The sequence below is a fragment of the Streptomyces sp. NPDC090025 genome (assembly GCF_044748125.1).
GTDB lineage: Bacteria > Actinomycetota > Actinomycetes > Streptomycetales > Streptomycetaceae > Streptomyces.
Map to the genome: position 1 here is coordinate 278,455 of NZ_JBIVFL010000009.1, position 15,574 is coordinate 294,028.

Genomic DNA, 15,574 nt, shown 5'->3' on the forward strand with positions numbered 1-15,574 from the left:
CCCTTCGCCGCACCGTGGCCGGGGCGGCTGCCACGGCCGCGGCGAGCATCGTCGAGCGGCCTCGAGGCAGACTCGAAGGGCCCCCGCCACGCTGGGCACATGGTGGAGAACCTCTTCGAGCAGAACCTGCTGTGGGCCGTGCTTGCCGCGGTCTTCTGGGCCTACGCGGCGCGCGGCGCCCGCACCCTGGCGACCCGGCGCACCGCCCGCTCGCTGCGGCGCAGGGCCCGGCTCGGCCTCGTCCTCGTCTCGGTGTCGCTGCTCGTCCTCGCCCTGCGGGTGGCGCTCGCGGCCGGCCTCGCCGCCGCCGCGGGCTGGCGCGCCGCCGCCGACTTCGTCCTCTTCGCGGCCGTGCCGCTGTCCGTCGCGGGCCTCGCGGTCGCCGCGCTCACCGTCCCGGCGTACGTACGGCTCGGCCGCCTCGCCCGGGACGGCGACCCGGCCCCGCAGGCCGGGCCCGCACCGGCCGGGCGGCGCGCCGAACCGGTGCCCGCCGGGGCCACCCGTACCGCAGGACAAGGTGCTGGAGCGCTCGCCGCGGACGGCACGGCGGCAGACGGCACCGCCGGGACCACGGCGGCCGGGCCCGCGGTGGCCGGAACCGGACCCTGGCCGCCGTACCCCGGCGGACCCGGTGGACCCGACGGGCCCGCCGCGCCGGGACCCGCGCTGCGCGCCGCCGCCGCCGACCCCCGGCTCGTGGTCCCGGTGCGGATCTGCTTCGCGGTCGCCCTGGTCGCCGGAGTGCTCACCCTGCACCCGCCGACCCCCACCTACACCGGCCCGTTCGTCCTCGAACTCGCCCTGTTCGCGGCCGTCGCGGGCGGCCTGCTGCTGCTCCAGCAGCGCACCCGCGCCGACCTCGCCGACACCGCCTGGACCAGGCCGTCCAGGGCCCGCCGCCTGATCCGCCCGATCACCCTGCTGACCTGCGTCGCGCTCTTCTCCACGGCGGGCTGCGGACTGATGTGGCAGGACAGCAAGCTGCCCGACACCCTCGGCGGCGCCCAGCACGCCCACAAGCTCGACCTCGGCGGGGGCCCCGCCGCCGGGCACACCGCCGCCCGTGACGTCGCCACCCTCACAGGGCCGAAGGACGAGCGGCCCGCCCGCCGGATCACCCTCACCGCGACCACCCGCACCATGACCCTGAAGTCCGGCGAGAAGATCGAGGCGCTCGCCTTCAACGGCACCCTGCCAGGACCCGAACTCCGCCTCGTACGCGGTGAGTTGACCGAGGTCGTGCTCATCAACCAGAACGTCGAGGACGGGGTGACCGTGCACTGGCACGGCGTCGACGTCCCCAACGCCGAGGACGGCGTCGCCGGGGTCACCCAGGACGCCGTGAAGCCCGGCGAACGCCACGTCTACCGCTTCAAGGCACCCCGCGCCGGCACCTTCTGGTACCACTCGCACCAGCAGTCCAGCACCGTCGTCACCCGCGGCCTGTTCGGCGCCCTCGTCGTCGACGAACCCGGCGCCCGCCCGCAGGGCGTCGACCGGACCGTCGTCGCCCACGCCTGGCCCATCGCCGACAGCGAGGGCCGCCCCGACGAACAGCAGGACGGCGGCGGCCCCCCGCGCGGCGGCGGTGGCGCCCTCAGCGGCCAGAACGGCATGGGCGGCCTGCTGCGCACCGCCCTCGGCGACTCCACCAAGCCCCGCACCGAGACCGTCGCCCCCGGCACCCCGGTCCGGCTGCGCCTGGTCAACGCCGACAACTGCCCCCGTACGTACTCCCTCGCCGGCACCCCGTTCAAGGTCGCCGCCCTCGACGGCAACGAGACCAACGCCCCCTCCGACCTCACCAACCGGCGGCTGCGCGTCGCGGGCGGCGGCCGCCTCGACGTCACCTACGTCCAGCCCGCCGCACCCGTCCGGCTCACCGTCATCGGCGACGCCAACGCCTCAAGCGCCAGCCACGGCTTCGAAGGCTGCGGCGAGGACGGCGCCTACGGCGCGGGACGCGTCGAGACCGCCTCGCTGACCCTCGCCCCCGCCGGGAACACCACCCCGCCGCCCGCCCCCGTCGACGGCCCGCTGTTCGACCCGCTGCACTACGGCAGCCCCGCCGACACCCCCTTCGGGCCCGCCAGCCACTACGACCGCGAGTTCCACCTCGTCCTCGGCAACAGCGTCGGCTTCTTCGACGGCCGCCCGATGATGCTGTGGACCGTCAACAACGCCGTCTACCCCGACATCCCGGCGCTCCTCGTCAAGGAAGGCGACCTGGTCAAGGTCACCTTCGTCAACCGCAGCCTCGACGACCACCCGATGCACCTGCACGGCCACCGGCTCCTCGTGCTGTCCCGCGACGGCGAACGCGCCACCGGCAGCCCCTGGTGGACCGACACCCTCAACGTCGCCCCCGGCGAGCGCTACGAGGTCGCCTTCCGCGCCGACAACCCCGGCGTCTGGATGGACCACTGCCACAACCTCGACCACGCCCGCGACGGCATGGTCCTGCACCTCACCTACGACGGCGTGACCAGCCCGTACCACTCCGGCCGGGCCAGCGGCAATCAGCCCGAGTGAACCGACGCGGGCGTGACGACGCGCGGCCCCGCGAGCGCGAGCAGCCGCTCGCGGGCCGCGCGCACGCACCGCCGGTCCTCCTCGGGCCCCTTCGCCCGCGGCGGCAGCGTCGCCACCACCTCGCTGTGCCCGGCCCGTACGGCGGGATGCCCGCGCGCGATGACCGTCAGGCTCTGCGCGGGACCCGCCTCCACCAGGACCAGGTCCCGCTCCCCGAGCAGCCGGTCGAGCGTCGGCCAGAACAGCACCGGGGCGGTCGGCTGCCCCGCCCAGAACTCCGGCGCCGTCGCCGTCGCCACACTCAACTCCTCGGTGGTGTACGCCGAATGCAGCGGCGTACGGGGTGCCCCCAGGCGCATCGGGCGCAGCAGCTCCACCGTCGGCGCGACCAGCGGGGCGAGCGCCGGGCTGTGGTACGGGCTGCGCGCCGCCAGCGCCCGGAACGTCACCCCGTCCGCCACCAGCCGGGCGGCGACCTCCGCCAGGGCCCCGTCCGGACCCGAAAGGACCGTGTGCCGGGGCGCGTTGACCGCCGCCACCACCACCTCGCCGCCCGGGTACCCGCCCACGTACCCGGCCAGGTCCTCGCGCGCCGCCGCCACCGCCAGCATCCCGCCCGGCGGCGTGGTCCGCTGCATCAGCACCCGCGCCCACAGCAGCCGCACCGCGTCCGGCAGCGAGAACACTCCGGCGAGCACCGCCGCCGTGAACTCGCCCATGCTGTGCCCGAGATACCCGTCGGGCCGCACCCCCCAGCTCTCCACCAGCCGCCCCATCGCGTAGTTCACCGCGAACAGCAGCGGCGCCGACCGGGTGTCCGCCGCCATCGGCACCACCGGCTCGGCCGCCAGCCAGTCCGCCCGCGCCTCCGCGCCGACCGGCCCGAGCAGCCCCAGGACCTCGTCGACGGCCGCGGCGAACACCGGCTCGTGCGGGTAGAGCCCGGCCGCCATCCGGGGATGCTGCGCCCCGGTGCCCGGGAACATCAGGACGACGGAACGACGCCGCGGGGCGGCGGGAGGTCCAGGTGTCATGGCACCAGGGTGGTCCGCACCGATCGAGCCGTTCTCCAGTGCCCCATGCAGAAGCGTTCGAGCCCGCCTTGAGCACCCCGGCGCATCCTGCGTCGCATGACCGTTGTCGAGGAAATCCCCCCGAGACCCGGGATCAGCACCGGCGCCACGGCCCCGGTGGACGGCTGCCTGCGCGACCGCGCGGAAGAACTCGCCGCGCTGCGCGAGCGGGTCCGCCGCGGCCCCAGCGAACGCGCCACCGAGGCCCAGCACGCCAAGGGCAAACTGACCGCCCGCGAGCGGATCGCCCTCCTCTTCGACGAGGGCACCTTCTCCGAGATCGAGGAACTGCGCCGGCACCGCGCCACCGGCTTCGGTCTTGAGGACCGCCGCCCGCACACCGACGGCGTCGTCACCGGCTGGGGCAAGGTCCACGGCCGCACGGTGTTCGCGTACGCCCATGACTTCCGGATCTTCGGCGGCGCTCTCGGCGAGGCGCACGCCGAGAAGATCCACAAGCTGATGGACCTCGCCGAGGCCGCCGGGGCGCCTATCGTCGGCCTCTGCGACGGCGCGGGCGCCCGCATCCAGGAGGGCGTCACCGCGCTCGCCGGATACGGCGGCATCTTCACCCGCAACGTCCGCAACTCCGGGGTGATCCCGCAGATCAGCGTCATCCTCGGGCCCTGCGCGGGCGGCGCCGCGTACTCCCCGGCGCTCACCGACTTCGTGTTCATGGTGCGCGGCACCGCCCAGATGTTCATCACCGGGCCGGACGTGGTGCAGGCCGTCACCGGCGAGGTCATCACCCACGACGCCCTCGGCGGCGCCGACGCCCACGCCTCGGTCTCCGGCGTCGCGCACTTCGCCTGCGACGACGAGGAGTCCTGCCTGGAGGACGTCCGCCACCTGCTTTCGATGCTGCCCGCGAACAACCGCGAGCTGCCGCCCGCCGCCCCCGCCACGGACCGCCCGGACCGGCGCACCGAGGCGCTGCTCGACCTGGTCCCGGCCGACCCGGGGCGCGCGTACGACATGCGCGCGGTGATCGAGGAGATCGTCGACGACGGTGACGTCCTGGAGATCCAGGAGAACTGGGCGACGAACATCGTCTGCGCGCTGGCCCGGCTCGACGGGCAGGTGGTGGGCGTGGTCGCGAACCAGCCGTCGGCGTTCGCCGGGGTCCTCGACATCAAGGCGTCCGAGAAGGCCGCCCGCTTCGTGCAGACCTGCGACTCCTTCAACATCCCGCTGGTCACGCTCGTCGACGTGCCAGGCTTCCTGCCCGGCGTCGACCAGGAGCACGGCGGCATCATCCGGCACGGCGCGAAGCTGCTGTACGCGTACTGCAACGCGACCGTGCCGCGGGTGCAGCTGATCCTGCGCAAGGCGTACGGCGGCGCGTACATCGTGATGGACTCGCGCTCCATCGGCACCGACGTGTCGCTGGCCTGGCCGAGCAACGAGATCGCCGTGATGGGCGCGGAGGGCGCCGCCAACGTGGTCTTCCGCCGCGAGATCGCGGCGGCGGCCGACCCGGACGCGACCCGCGCCCGGCTGGTGAAGGAGTACCGGGCGGAGCTGATGCACCCGTACTACGCGGCCGAACGCGGCCTGGTGGACTCGGTCATCGACCCGGCCGAGACCCGCACCCGGCTGATCGACGCCCTGGCCATGCTCCGCGCCAAACACGCCCCCCTGCCCAGCCGCAAACACGGGAACCAGCCCCAGTGACCCCCACCCCGATCCGCGTCCTGCGCGGCACCCCGACCCCCGAGGAACTGGCCGCCTGCATCCTGGTCCTCCAGGCCCTGGCCTCGTCCCACGCGCCCGATCCCCCGCCCGGCCCGCCCCCGGCGATCTGGCCCCGCCCGACGAGCCCGCTGGCAGCGCCGGCGGCGGCGTGGTCGGCGGGGCGGGCGGGGGCGTGGCGGGCGCCGTGATGCTGGGCCGGGTTATGCGGGGACGCGCATGGTCGCGTTCCCGCATGGACGGTGCGGATCGTCGCGCCGTACGGTCGTGGTCACCGGGCCCGACCACTCCCCCGCAGGATGACCGTGGTCCAGGGTGCCTAGCCTAGGAAAGCAGGGTTGTGTCGAGGTAGTCCTGCACCGGCTCGAACAGTCCGTACGGCACGTGTTCCGGGATCTCGCCATGGGCGACCCAGGCCAGTTCGGCCAGCTCCTCGGTGTCCGCGACGTGGGCCGTTCCGCCCAGCACCTCGCACGCGGTGTACGACATCAACCGGCCCGTCTTCGGGTGTACGCGCTCGCCGAGCAGCTTCACGGCCGCCACGGTCAGCCCGGTCTCCTCCTGGGTCTCCCGCACGGCGGCGTCCTCGCGGGACTCGCCGGGCTCGACCTCTCCGGCCGGGAACTGCCAGGAGAGCTGCCCCTCGCTGACCCGGCGGCGCACCATCAGCACGCGTCCCTCGTTCACCACGATGGCGGCGGCGATGCCCGGGCGCTCGTCCGTGTTCTGGTTCGTCACGTCTGCTCCTCCAGGGCGGCCAGGATGGGTGGGAAGATCGTATCGACGGGGATGAAGCGGGACACCGAGTTTCTGGGGACCCACATGACGTCGATGTTCTCGGCGGCGTCGCTGTTCGTGGCCTCACCGGCCAGGTACTCGCACAGGAAGTACTCGCACAGCACGCCGGTCACGGGGTGAAGGCGGTTTCCGAGGTGCTGCCGGACCGCGCAGTGGACACCCGTCTCGTCCAAGGTCTCCCGCACGGTCGTGGTCTCCGCTTTACCTCCCGGCTTGATGACGCCGGCCGGGAACTGCCATGTGATGCCGGCGGCGTCGTCGTCCCGTCGGCACACCAGGAGGACATCGCTCTCGCGGACGACCACCGCGATGGCCACCCGTAGTGCCTGCGCGCCGGGCGGTGTCGAGTCGACTGGGACCTGTTCCTTCGCGAGCAGGAGCGCGAAGCGCTGTCGCGCGGCCGGAGGAGCCTGTTCATGGGCTGTGTCGAGGAGCTGCTGCATCTCCCTGCGAGGCACGACGGACGCGTCGGAGTGCCAGGCGGCCACTGTCCTCGCGGCAATGCCCAGGTGGGCGGCGAACTGTTCGTTGCCGAGTCGTAGGGCGGACTGCAGCAGGCAGGCGTACCGGCCGCTCCAGCGCTCAATCACGTCCACAAGGCCGTCCCCTCATCGCCGCCCCCGGTGCAGGAATCCGCGCGCCAAAAGTGCACTCCCACTGCACTGGCACTTCATGGTCACGCAGGAAGGGCCCCGGAAGAATCGGAGTCACCAGGGGCCAAGGAATCACCCGCCGAAGACTTAGTCCCTGGGAGGCGTATGAGAGGCACGAGAGCATCAGACGACCACAGGGAGATTCTAGGTGTGCACCCCCAGCGGATAGTGGAGACAGAGAAGTTGGCCGAATCGGGACTCTCGATAGGCTGATTGGCCTCAGCTTGGTCGGCATTCGCTCGCCTGGGGTATTGCCCGCACGACCAGTCCGCCCTGTCAGCGCCGGTAACCTCAGCGGACGACGGCTGATCGTCCGTCATGTTCGGTTGCTGGCAAGGTGAAAGGGAGTCAATGGCCGAGGTTCAGGCACACACTGTCGAGCGCACGCTCGTCCTGCTCAAGCCCGATGCGCTGGCGCGTGGCCTGGCAGGGAGGATCATCACTCGATTCGAGGATGCCGCGCTGAAGATCGTCGGCACGAAAATGAAGTGGATGGACGAGGAGTTCACCCGCAAGCATTATTTCGATCTTGAAGAGCGGCTGGGTTCGGAGGTCTACAACCTCACGGCGACGTTCATGCAGCAGGGGCCGGTCATCGCCCTGGTGCTGGAGGGATTCGACGCCATCGCCACCGTTCGCAAGATCGTCGGCAGCACGTACCCGAACCAGGCTCCGGCCGGCACGGTGCGGGGCGACTTCTCGCACTACAGCGCGGCAGCCAGCATCGCCTCGGGCAAGGCGGTCGCGAACCTCGTGCACGCCTCCGGCAACGCGGAGGAGGCCAAGCAGGAGGTGGAGCTGTGGTTCGACAAGGACGAGCTGCAGGACTACAAGACGCTGGCCGAGATCTACACGTACTAGCAGCGGGTCACGGCGTCACCGCAGAGGCGCCGGGGCGTTGATCACCACTGGGGCACGACCGTTGAACCGAGAGGGCACCATGATCAACCAGACCCGCATGGCCGCCACCGACGAGCTGGAGTCGATCTTCCAGCGTGAGCTGGCGACCGACCGGTGGGCGGCCACCGAGACCGCGTACGCCCTGGCGGTGCGCCACCGCGACCTGGGCGACTGGCCCGCGTCGCAGGAATGGGCCCAGCAGTGCCTGCGTCTGCTGGAGGGCTTCCCCAGCGAGACGGAGGAGCAGGTCGCCACCGGCCGTACGTCGGTGGGAGGCGTCCAACTGCCGACGTACCTGCACTCGGGTGTGGTTGAGGAGCGCTTCGGCACCCTCGGCTGATACCCGCCGATCCACCGGGGTGATGCGGCCGGCACCCGCATCGGCCGCATCACCCCGCTCTCGACCACCAACCCCATAGCGATCGCCTGACCGGACAGCCCCGCACAGCAGGGTCCGGCAGGCTTCGCCATGCCTGAAACGAGGAGGCAGCAGCCCCGTGGCCGTCGAGATCGAGATGCGCGCCCGCTTCACCAAGGAGGTCTACGACCAGCTCGTCACCCGCCTGAAGGCGGACGGGGAGGACCTGGGGCCCGACGACAAGCACATCTACTTCTACGTGCTGCCCGACCAGCTCCTGAAGGTCACCGACAACACCGCCGCCGGCACCGCCAAGATCACCCTCAAGGGGAGCAAGATCGGGCAGGGGGCGGCCTTCGAGGAGACCGAGTTCGCCATCGCCCCCGCAGACGTTCCCGCCGCGGTGAAGGTGTTCAACGCCCTCGGGTTCGAGGCGGCGATGCACGAGGCGTTCACCTTCCGTCACAACTTCCGCCTCGACGACGTGGAGATCGCGGTCAAGTGGAGCGAGGCGTGGGGCTACCACGCCGAGTTCGAGGTCCTGCTGGAAGACGGCGCCTCGGACGCCACTCGCGTCGAAGCCGAGGCCAAAATCACGGACGTCGCCACGACGCTCGGCATGACCCTGATGGCGGAGCAGGAGATGGCCGACTTCACCGCCGCCTTCGAGGCAGCCGAGAAGGAGCGCAAGGAGCGCCAGCAGCAGGCCGCCGCGCCGATCCGGTAGGGAACATCACCGCGGAGACCACCAAGGGGGTGGGCACGAGTGAGCACGACCCCGTTGACCGCAAGTCTGATCGACCTGGCTGCCCAAGGGCAGCTCCCGCTCCACCAGCACATGGACCACGCCACCGTCGCGTGGATCAGCGACCACAGGCCCGACCTCACGCCGACAACGCTGCCGGCCTTGCGCCCGCAGTCGAAGGAGCTGCTCGCGCACGGCGGACTGCCCACCCGGTGGTGGGCCGACCCCCGCCTGTACACCTCGCTCCACGGCGTCCGGCACGCCATGAGGACGGCGGCGCTCGCCGCCGTCCTCGCCGAAGCGAACGGCCTCGACGACGCCGACACCGCCACGGCGATCCTCGCCGCAGCCGTACACGACTGCCAGCGGCGCCACGACCAGGACGACCGCGGGCATGGCGCCCGCGCGGCCATCTGGCTCGCCGCGAACGCCGACACCGTCTGGGGCCACTTCGGCCTCGCCGCCACACCCCGGCGGATCGTGCAGGTGGCCACCGCCGTCCGACTGCACGACGTTCCGTACGAGGCGTTCGCCCCCGACGACATGTCCGACCACGCCCGGGCCGAGCGCATCACCGACGTGGTCAAGGCCGCCGACGCCCTGGACCGCTACCGCCTGCCGAAGGTGAAGTGGTGGCCGGACGCTCTGTGCGTCCGTGAGCCCGCGTTCGACCGGCTGCGTGGCCTCGCCTTCGACCTGGTCCTGGTCTCGGAGCGGGCCTACCTCGCCGGGGCCAGCGGCACCGCGGCCGTGCGCTACGCGCTCGCCGAGAAGGGCCTGGTCTGACCATGGGCTTCCTCGACACCTACCACCTGTGGGCCGACGCCCACGCCTTCTTCGACTCCACCCTCATCCCCAGCCCCGCCGACCACACCGACCCGCTCGCCACCCAGACCGCGGGCTGGGACCGACGTCTCGCCGAGGAGACCCCGAACGGCCACCTGCTGCGGCAGAACGCCCTCTTCGAAGCCCTGAGTGGCAGCGGCAAGCTGCACCTGCTGCACGTCACCCACGCCCTGGAGGAGATCAACCGACACGGAGTTCTCTACCCGTCGGGCGGCTGCCTCGTCGGAAGCATCTACTGCGCGCCGCTCACCGCAACCGACCAGGGCTTCCGCATGCACAACCTCGGCGCCTACATCCTGGCCAAGGAAGCGCCGGCCTTCCTCGCCAAGCTCGGTGTCACCGACCGCGTCCCCACCCCGCTGATCTTCGAGATCGACACCCCGCCGCAGGCGTACCGTGGTCTCGCCGGCGTCGACTACCTGCGACTGGGCCTCATCCACCTGCAGATCTACAGCCACCTCGAATACCTGCTGAGCAAGAACGAACGGCACCAGCTGCGCGAGACCGTCGTCAGCCGCGTCAAGAACTCGGCCGCGTTCCTCGCCACCGCTGCCGCCGTCGCCTACCAGGGCACCCAGGTTGACGCCGAGCCGTTCCTCAAACTGCTCGACGAGACGATTCCCCGGCTGCCGATCCTCGGCTACCTGTACTTCGAAGCGGTCGCCGAGTACCTGATGCTCCACTCGACGTCTCACCACACTCGGCGCCTGGCCGAGCTCGGTGAGCTGAACAACTGGCTGTACAAGGAGATTCTGTTCGCCTCCTTCCCGGCCATGGCCGGGAAGTTCGACCTCGCGAGGTTCCGTCCCCGTCCGAAGCGGCTGGCCGCGCTCATCCACCGAGTCGACCCGACCATCGACACCAGCCATACGAGCGCTTACCTGGTCGAGCGGATCAGCTACCTCGTCGCCGCCCGCCTCTTCGCCCCTGGCGATGCCCCCGAAGCCTGGCACCACACGCGCTGGGAGTTCGACTCCCTGGCCACCCAGCTCGGACCGCTCCTCGGTCACCTGATCCACCGGGAACTCCGCACCTTCGGCCGCTACCCCGACTTCTACTTCTACTTCGATCAGCACAAGGCGCTGCAAGCCTGGAACTACTGGAACCACATGGACATCGTCGCCCCGTTCAACGGCACGATGCCCAAGGGTGAGATCGGTATCAACCCGGCCTACCCCGATCTCGACTACCGCGTCTGGCGCGCCGAGCAGGACGACGACGGCCACCTCCACCCGGCCGAAGAGCTCTCGCTGACCATCGCCCCGCGCCTCGTGGACATCAAGTACACCCTCATGCGCAACAACCAGTGGACCGCCCCCGCGCCCAGCGCCGCCTGATCACCGCCGCCACACGCGGCCCACCCCACCCCGAGCAACCTCACACGCAGGAGATCCGTGATGAGTCCCTCCGGCATGCCCTCCGTCGACGTCCTCGGAGAACAGATCGCCTCTGTCCTCGCCGACCTCGCCACCCCCCATGGCCTCGCCCGTACCCTCCGGGCCGCCGCCAAGGAGATCGAGCTCCACCGCTACCACCACGCCAGCCGGCGCGCCTGGCCCAACGGCCGCATCGACGACAAGCCCTCCAAGGTGCAGATCGGCGGCGGAGCCCACCGCATCGACGGCTTCTTCAACATCGACCTCGTGCCACCGGCGGACTTCCTCTGGGACATCCGCGAGGGCATCCCCCTCCAGGACGACAGCACCGAGGAGATCTTCTCCGAGCACTTCCTGGAGCACGTCGACTACCCGCGCTCGGCCAAGCACTACGTCCGCGAGGCCCACCGCGTCCTCGCGCGGGGCGGCCGGATCGTCACTGGTGTCCCCGACGCCGCCTTCGCCCTGAGCCAGTACCCCGGCCCCCTGGACACGGACGACGAGACGATCGAGCGCTGTTACGCCAAGCGCGGCTGCCGTGGCGACATCAACACGCGGCTCGACCTCGTGAACCTCGTTTTCCGCGACCAGGACGACGACCCCACGTACACGCCACACCTGTGGGCGTACGACCACGAGAAGCTCGTCCAGCTCTTCACCGAGGCCGGCTTCACCACCGTCGAGTCCTGGACCTTCGACCCCACCATGGCCAATCCGAAGCGCCGCTGGGGCAGCGTCTACGTCGTCGCCACGAAGTAGCCCCTCAAGCAGCCCGCGAGTCCGGGACGACCCGTCCCTAGCCGCCCCGGGCCTCCACCCACACCACAGCGCCCCACACCTGCCCGGCCACACCGCCGAGGGAGCCACCCGCATGAACGTCGGGCCCAGGCGACGGCGTTGGGGGTGGCGGCGAGGGTCAGCTCACTGATGGACGGGGGGACCCCCTGGGTGAGCCGGGCTCCGGCGGCCGGGAAGCTGCCCCGATGCTCATCGGGCGAGTCCTGACCGGCCTGCGCAAGCTGTAGTCGACACGGAGCGGCAGGGTGCCCGCGAGCCGCCCTTGGGGAGTACGCGGCGGCTTTCCGGTGATCTTCAGTTCAGGACATGCATGATCCGGTCAACGGACCCGTGAGCTGTGAAGGATGACGCACCGAACGCCGGACGCCGGCAGAGACGAGGCGCGGCATGGCAAGGCCAGCGCAGGGGAGACCCGCGAAATCGAGCGAGAGCACGCTGACGTACGAGTACGGCACGTACGCCCCGGCGGGCCAAATCTGTCCCGCGTACCGGAGGACGCCGTCAGTCCGACCCCCGCCTACTGGCACGCCGACAGGTGCCCCCGGCCGGTGCGGGAACCTCGTTGGCGGTGGCCTCCCCGGGCGATCGTCTCATGGGTGGGTTAGTGCGGTTTCTGGCCAGTTCCGCTATAGCGTGACGTAGTTGTGATGGATCTGTGTAGGTTCGCGCTCCGGAAAGCGTCGTTCGCCTTCCACCGCTCTCTTCCTCCGCACAGACGGGACACCGATGGCCACCTCCAGCACCGACACGCCTGCGACCACACCTGCGAGTACGCCGCCCGCATCAGGCGCTGACAAGGCCATGCTCGACGGCGCGACGCCGACCGACCTGCTTCCCTCCACCGGCAACTACCCGACGGAGATCGTCCGGTACCAGTCGGTGGTGCTGACCGACATCCCCGGCGCGCAACCGGCGCGCGCCCTGGCCGGCGCGATCGACCTCGGTGAGGAGAACCTGCCGTTCTACGACCGCCCGGCCGAGGGCATGGTCGTCACGACGGAGCAGAGCTGGCCCAGGGGGTCACGCTCGGCCGGCTGCTGCACAGCCTCGCGCTCGCGCCCGGCGAGAGCACCCGGGTCGCGGTCGTCGACTGGCAGCGCACCACCCGGGCCACCGGCACCGAGACGGCCGGCGAGAACGAGTTACTGACCGGCTCCACCGACCAGAACCGGTCGATCAGCGAGGTCGCGAACGCCATCGCCCACGAGGAGCAGTACGGCAGCTCCCAGGGGTTCGAGATGGGCCAGTCGTCCAGCTCCGGCGGCAGCGTCGGCGTCGCGCTCTTCGGCATCGGCGGCGGCGGCAACTGGAGCAAGGCGTCGAACTTCGGCATCGCCAGCGCGGTGTCACGCTCCACCGGGGTGCGCTCGGTGGCGCAGGAGGCGACGCAGCGGATCAGCGCGCGGACCCAGCAGCTGGCGACCGCGGCCCGCAGCCGGAACATGACGGTCGTGCGCGAGACCTCGCAGGCCGAGCAGGACCAGGTCCTCACCCGGGTCGTCACCAACTACAACCACATGCACGCCATGTCGGTGCAGTACTACGAGGTCGTCCAGGTCTACACCGTGACGACGAAGCCGACCCGGCTGGAGCGCTGTCTGTTCATCCCGCTCCAGGAGCTCACCTTCAGCCACACCAGCCTCCAGCGGTACAAGGAGGTGCTCGCGTCGGTGGCACCGGCCGACTGGGCGACGAAGATCCGCGCGGCGAACCCGTTCGACACGGCCGTGCGCAGACTCGACGCGTGCGCGGCACCGGAGGTGCCGACCACGCAGGACTTCGCCGGGGTGGAGCTGGCCGACGTCGCCGCCTCGGCCATGGGCGTGTACGGGGTGCGCAAGGCCGACGGCAGTCCGGTCAAGTTCGACCCCGCGACCCAGCAGTGGAAGCCGCTGCCCACCACGGGACTGAGCGGCGGCCTGACCCGCATCGCACCGGGCAAGGACACCGTCTGGGCGATCAGAGCCACCGACAACATGGTCGTCCAGTTCGACGGGACGACCTGGCGAGGTGACTCGGGGGGCGGCTACGGGGTGCGCATCGTCTGCGCCACGGACGGCACGGTCTACGTCATCGGCACCAACAACACGATCCACCAGCGTATCCAGAGCGCATGGTCGAACCTGGGCGTCACGGCCGACGACATAGCCGTCACCGGCAAGGACAAGCTGTGGTACTCCCGGCAGGGGGTCCTGTACGAGCGCAGTGGCACCGGCTGGGTGCAGCGCGGCGGGTCGGGTGTCCAGCGGCTGTCCGCGACGTCCGACGGCGCGCTCTGGGCCGTCGTCCAGCCCCAGTCCAGCACCGAGACCCTGCCCCTCCTGGTGGAGTCCGGTGCGACGACCCCGGTCCGTCCCACGGCCGGCGGCCTGCAGAGCGTGACCGGGCTGGCGCAGGTCGCCTCGGTCGGCGGCGGGGACTACTGAGTGCTGATGGGCAACGGGACCGTGCGCCGGATCCTGGGACGCGAGGCACCGGTGGCCTTCGACGACCAGCCGAAGGAGGACTCCGCCTACGCGTCCAGGATCGACATCTGGTCGGACGCCGACGGGATCCGCGGCATCCAGGTCGTCTTCCCGAGCCACACCTTCGGCTGTGGCGACATCGGCGGTTCCGGCGTGCAGCAGCCGTCGTACACCTTCGGTGGTGCCGACAAGCTGATCTCCTACGAAGCCTGGTCCGGCAGGACCGCCCGCGGCAGCCTCGCCGGGCTGCGGCTGAAGATGACCTCGGGCGTCGCCAACTTCGGCATCGCCGCGACCACCACCGTCGCGCCCGACCTGTCCGAGGACGCCGCCGGCGGATCGGCCATCTGCGGACTGTTCGGCTCGACGGTGAAGGCGGGCAGCCGCACCTTCGTCGCGTCGGTCGGCTTCCACGTGCGGGGCGGGACCGTGCCCCAGGCGGTCCTGGACCACCTGAACGACAACCGCCGCCACTACAGCCAGGCGGTGTGGGCCAACGCCGACGAGCTGACGCTCAGCCGCATCCTCGCCAACTACTCCTACACCCCGGCGGGTTCGAGCGCGGGGCCCGTCCCGCTCGGCATGCTCCTCGACCCGAGGCCGATCGCCGCCACCGGCAACTACCTGGGCTTCCGCTGGAACTTCGCCAGCGAACAGGAGCGCGAGGCGTGGACCAAGGACCGCCGGCTGAGCGACAACACCTTCGGCACGCCGGTGGCCGACACGATCGCCATCGCCACCAACGGCGTCTTCGCCGAGGCCGTCCTCGGCCGGTCCAACTCGGCCGAGAAGATCGACCTGACCCGCTTCTGGAACTGGAAGGACTCGCCCATCCAGATCACCCCGGCCGACATCGCGCCGGTGTCCACCGCCTCGCGCGCGCAGAACCTCGACACCACGGCGGCCGGCATGGGCGTCTCCCAGGCGAAGTTCACGCCGCTGGTGGCGATGCCCGACCCGGTCGGCCTCCAGGCGACGCAGGCCATCGCCACCGCGAACCTGTTCCGTGACATGAGCGGCCTCAACAACATGAGCCAGGTGCTCGCCAAGGGCATCGAGGCCGCCGCCGGGAACGACAAGGAAGCCGGGATGCGCGCCCAGGAGGCGCTGAAGACCGCCACCGAACACGCGCAGAAGATGGCCCAAATCGCGGTCGACGCCCTCGGCAAGATACTGCCGCTCGCCACCGGCGGAGCCGCGGGCGGAGGCGGAGGCGGCAGCCTCAGCGCCCTCGGCGGCACCCTCAACCAGGGTGCCAAGACCGCCGCTCCGGAGAAGAAGGCCGACACGCCGTCCACGGACGGGGCCGCACCGAAGGCATGATCACCCCACGGG

15 protein-coding genes are annotated in these 15,574 nt (G+C 71.2%); 11 read left to right on the forward strand and 4 right to left on the reverse strand.

What is annotated here, in order from left to right; translation table 11 throughout:
• Positions 1-99 precede the first annotated feature (99 nt).
• The gene (locus ACIPXM_RS22105) at positions 100-2,535 is read left to right on the forward strand and encodes a multicopper oxidase family protein (RefSeq protein ID WP_401657872.1); all 2,436 of its coding nucleotides are present in this window, start codon (positions 100-102) and stop codon (positions 2,533-2,535) included.
• Here the strand turns inward: ACIPXM_RS22105 and ACIPXM_RS22110 are convergent.
• Positions 2,523-3,569: an acyltransferase domain-containing protein gene (locus ACIPXM_RS22110; RefSeq protein ID WP_401657874.1), complete on the reverse strand. Its 1,047-nt coding sequence runs from the start codon at positions 3,567-3,569 to the stop codon at positions 2,523-2,525. The two genes, ACIPXM_RS22105 and ACIPXM_RS22110, sit on opposite strands and share 13 nt — an antisense overlap.
• A 96-nt stretch (positions 3,570-3,665) precedes the next feature.
• Here ACIPXM_RS22110 and ACIPXM_RS22115 point away from each other — a divergent pair, with 96 nt between their 5' ends.
• Positions 3,666-5,282: an acyl-CoA carboxylase subunit beta gene (locus ACIPXM_RS22115; protein ID WP_401657876.1), complete on the forward strand. Its 1,617-nt coding sequence runs from the start codon at positions 3,666-3,668 to the stop codon at positions 5,280-5,282.
• Positions 5,279-5,491, forward strand: a complete 213-nt coding sequence (locus tag ACIPXM_RS22120; protein ID WP_401657878.1) for an acyl-CoA carboxylase epsilon subunit — start codon at positions 5,279-5,281, stop codon at positions 5,489-5,491. The genes ACIPXM_RS22115 and ACIPXM_RS22120 overlap by 4 nt, the downstream gene beginning before the upstream one ends.
• A gap of 133 nt (positions 5,492-5,624) precedes the next feature.
• Here ACIPXM_RS22120 and ACIPXM_RS22125 read toward each other — a convergent pair whose 3' ends face one another.
• Together ACIPXM_RS22125 and ACIPXM_RS22130 are read right to left on the reverse strand one after the other, a co-directional pair.
• Positions 5,625-6,038, reverse strand: a complete 414-nt coding sequence (locus ACIPXM_RS22125; protein ID WP_401657880.1) for an NUDIX hydrolase — start codon at positions 6,036-6,038, stop codon at positions 5,625-5,627.
• Positions 6,035-6,694, reverse strand: a complete 660-nt coding sequence (locus ACIPXM_RS22130; RefSeq protein WP_401657882.1) for an NUDIX hydrolase — start codon at positions 6,692-6,694, stop codon at positions 6,035-6,037. Before ACIPXM_RS22130 ends, ACIPXM_RS22125 begins: the two co-directional genes overlap by 4 nt.
• Before the next feature lie 408 nt (positions 6,695-7,102).
• Here ACIPXM_RS22130 and ACIPXM_RS22135 point away from each other — a divergent pair, with 408 nt between their 5' ends.
• The 6 genes from ACIPXM_RS22135 (at position 7,103) to ACIPXM_RS22160 (ending at position 11,735) form a co-directional block, all read left to right on the forward strand.
• Positions 7,103-7,612: a nucleoside-diphosphate kinase gene (locus ACIPXM_RS22135; protein ID WP_030344300.1), complete on the forward strand. Its 510-nt coding sequence runs from the start codon at positions 7,103-7,105 to the stop codon at positions 7,610-7,612.
• Positions 7,613-7,691: 79 nt separating this feature from the next.
• Positions 7,692-7,991 (forward strand): hypothetical protein, encoded by a 300-nt coding sequence (locus ACIPXM_RS22140; protein ID WP_401657884.1) that lies wholly within the window; start codon positions 7,692-7,694, stop codon positions 7,989-7,991.
• A 157-nt stretch (positions 7,992-8,148) separates the two neighbouring features.
• Positions 8,149-8,736, forward strand: coding sequence for a CYTH domain-containing protein (locus tag ACIPXM_RS22145; protein WP_401657886.1), 588 nt, complete (start codon positions 8,149-8,151; stop codon positions 8,734-8,736).
• A gap of 39 nt (positions 8,737-8,775) precedes the next feature.
• Positions 8,776-9,540, forward strand: a complete 765-nt coding sequence (locus ACIPXM_RS22150) for a hypothetical protein (RefSeq protein ID WP_401657888.1) — start codon at positions 8,776-8,778, stop codon at positions 9,538-9,540.
• Between the two features lie 2 nt (positions 9,541-9,542).
• A complete protein-coding gene (locus tag ACIPXM_RS22155) occupies positions 9,543-10,937 on the forward strand; it encodes a hypothetical protein (RefSeq protein WP_401657890.1) in 1,395 nt (464 codons plus the stop codon).
• A gap of 60 nt (positions 10,938-10,997) precedes the next feature.
• A complete protein-coding gene (locus ACIPXM_RS22160) occupies positions 10,998-11,735 on the forward strand; it encodes a class I SAM-dependent methyltransferase (RefSeq protein WP_401657892.1) in 738 nt (245 codons plus the stop codon).
• 1,030 nt (positions 11,736-12,765) lie between these two features.
• On the opposite strand, the gene ACIPXM_RS22165 is transcribed toward ACIPXM_RS22160, so the two are convergent.
• A complete protein-coding gene (locus ACIPXM_RS22165) occupies positions 12,766-13,266 on the reverse strand; it encodes a hypothetical protein (RefSeq protein ID WP_401657894.1) in 501 nt (166 codons plus the stop codon).
• Here ACIPXM_RS22165 and ACIPXM_RS22170 point away from each other — a divergent pair.
• Both ACIPXM_RS22170 and ACIPXM_RS22175 read left to right on the forward strand, forming a co-directional pair.
• The gene (locus tag ACIPXM_RS22170; RefSeq protein ID WP_401657896.1) at positions 13,226-14,200 is read left to right on the forward strand and encodes a hypothetical protein; all 975 of its coding nucleotides are present in this window, start codon (positions 13,226-13,228) and stop codon (positions 14,198-14,200) included. The genes ACIPXM_RS22165 and ACIPXM_RS22170 overlap by 41 nt on opposite strands.
• Positions 14,201-14,206: 6 nt before the next feature.
• Entirely contained in the window at positions 14,207-15,562 is a 1,356-nt protein-coding gene (locus tag ACIPXM_RS22175) for a hypothetical protein (protein WP_401657898.1), read from the forward strand.
• Positions 15,563-15,574 lie beyond the last annotated feature (12 nt).

Coding starts and splice junctions, on each gene's coding strand:
- ACIPXM_RS22105 (WP_401657872.1), top strand. CDS start 100: ATGGTGGAGAACCTCTTCGAGCAGAACCTGCTGTGGGCCGTGCTTGCC.
- ACIPXM_RS22110 (WP_401657874.1), bottom strand. CDS start 3,569: ATGACACCTGGACCTCCCGCCGCCCCGCGGCGTCGTTCCGTCGTCCTG.
- ACIPXM_RS22115 (WP_401657876.1), top strand. CDS start 3,666: ATGACCGTTGTCGAGGAAATCCCCCCGAGACCCGGGATCAGCACCGGC.
- ACIPXM_RS22135 (WP_030344300.1), top strand. CDS start 7,103: ATGGCCGAGGTTCAGGCACACACTGTCGAGCGCACGCTCGTCCTGCTC.
- ACIPXM_RS22140 (WP_401657884.1), top strand. CDS start 7,692: ATGATCAACCAGACCCGCATGGCCGCCACCGACGAGCTGGAGTCGATC.
- ACIPXM_RS22155 (WP_401657890.1), top strand. CDS start 9,543: ATGGGCTTCCTCGACACCTACCACCTGTGGGCCGACGCCCACGCCTTC.
- ACIPXM_RS22160 (WP_401657892.1), top strand. CDS start 10,998: ATGAGTCCCTCCGGCATGCCCTCCGTCGACGTCCTCGGAGAACAGATC.
- ACIPXM_RS22175 (WP_401657898.1), top strand. CDS start 14,207: ATGGGCAACGGGACCGTGCGCCGGATCCTGGGACGCGAGGCACCGGTG.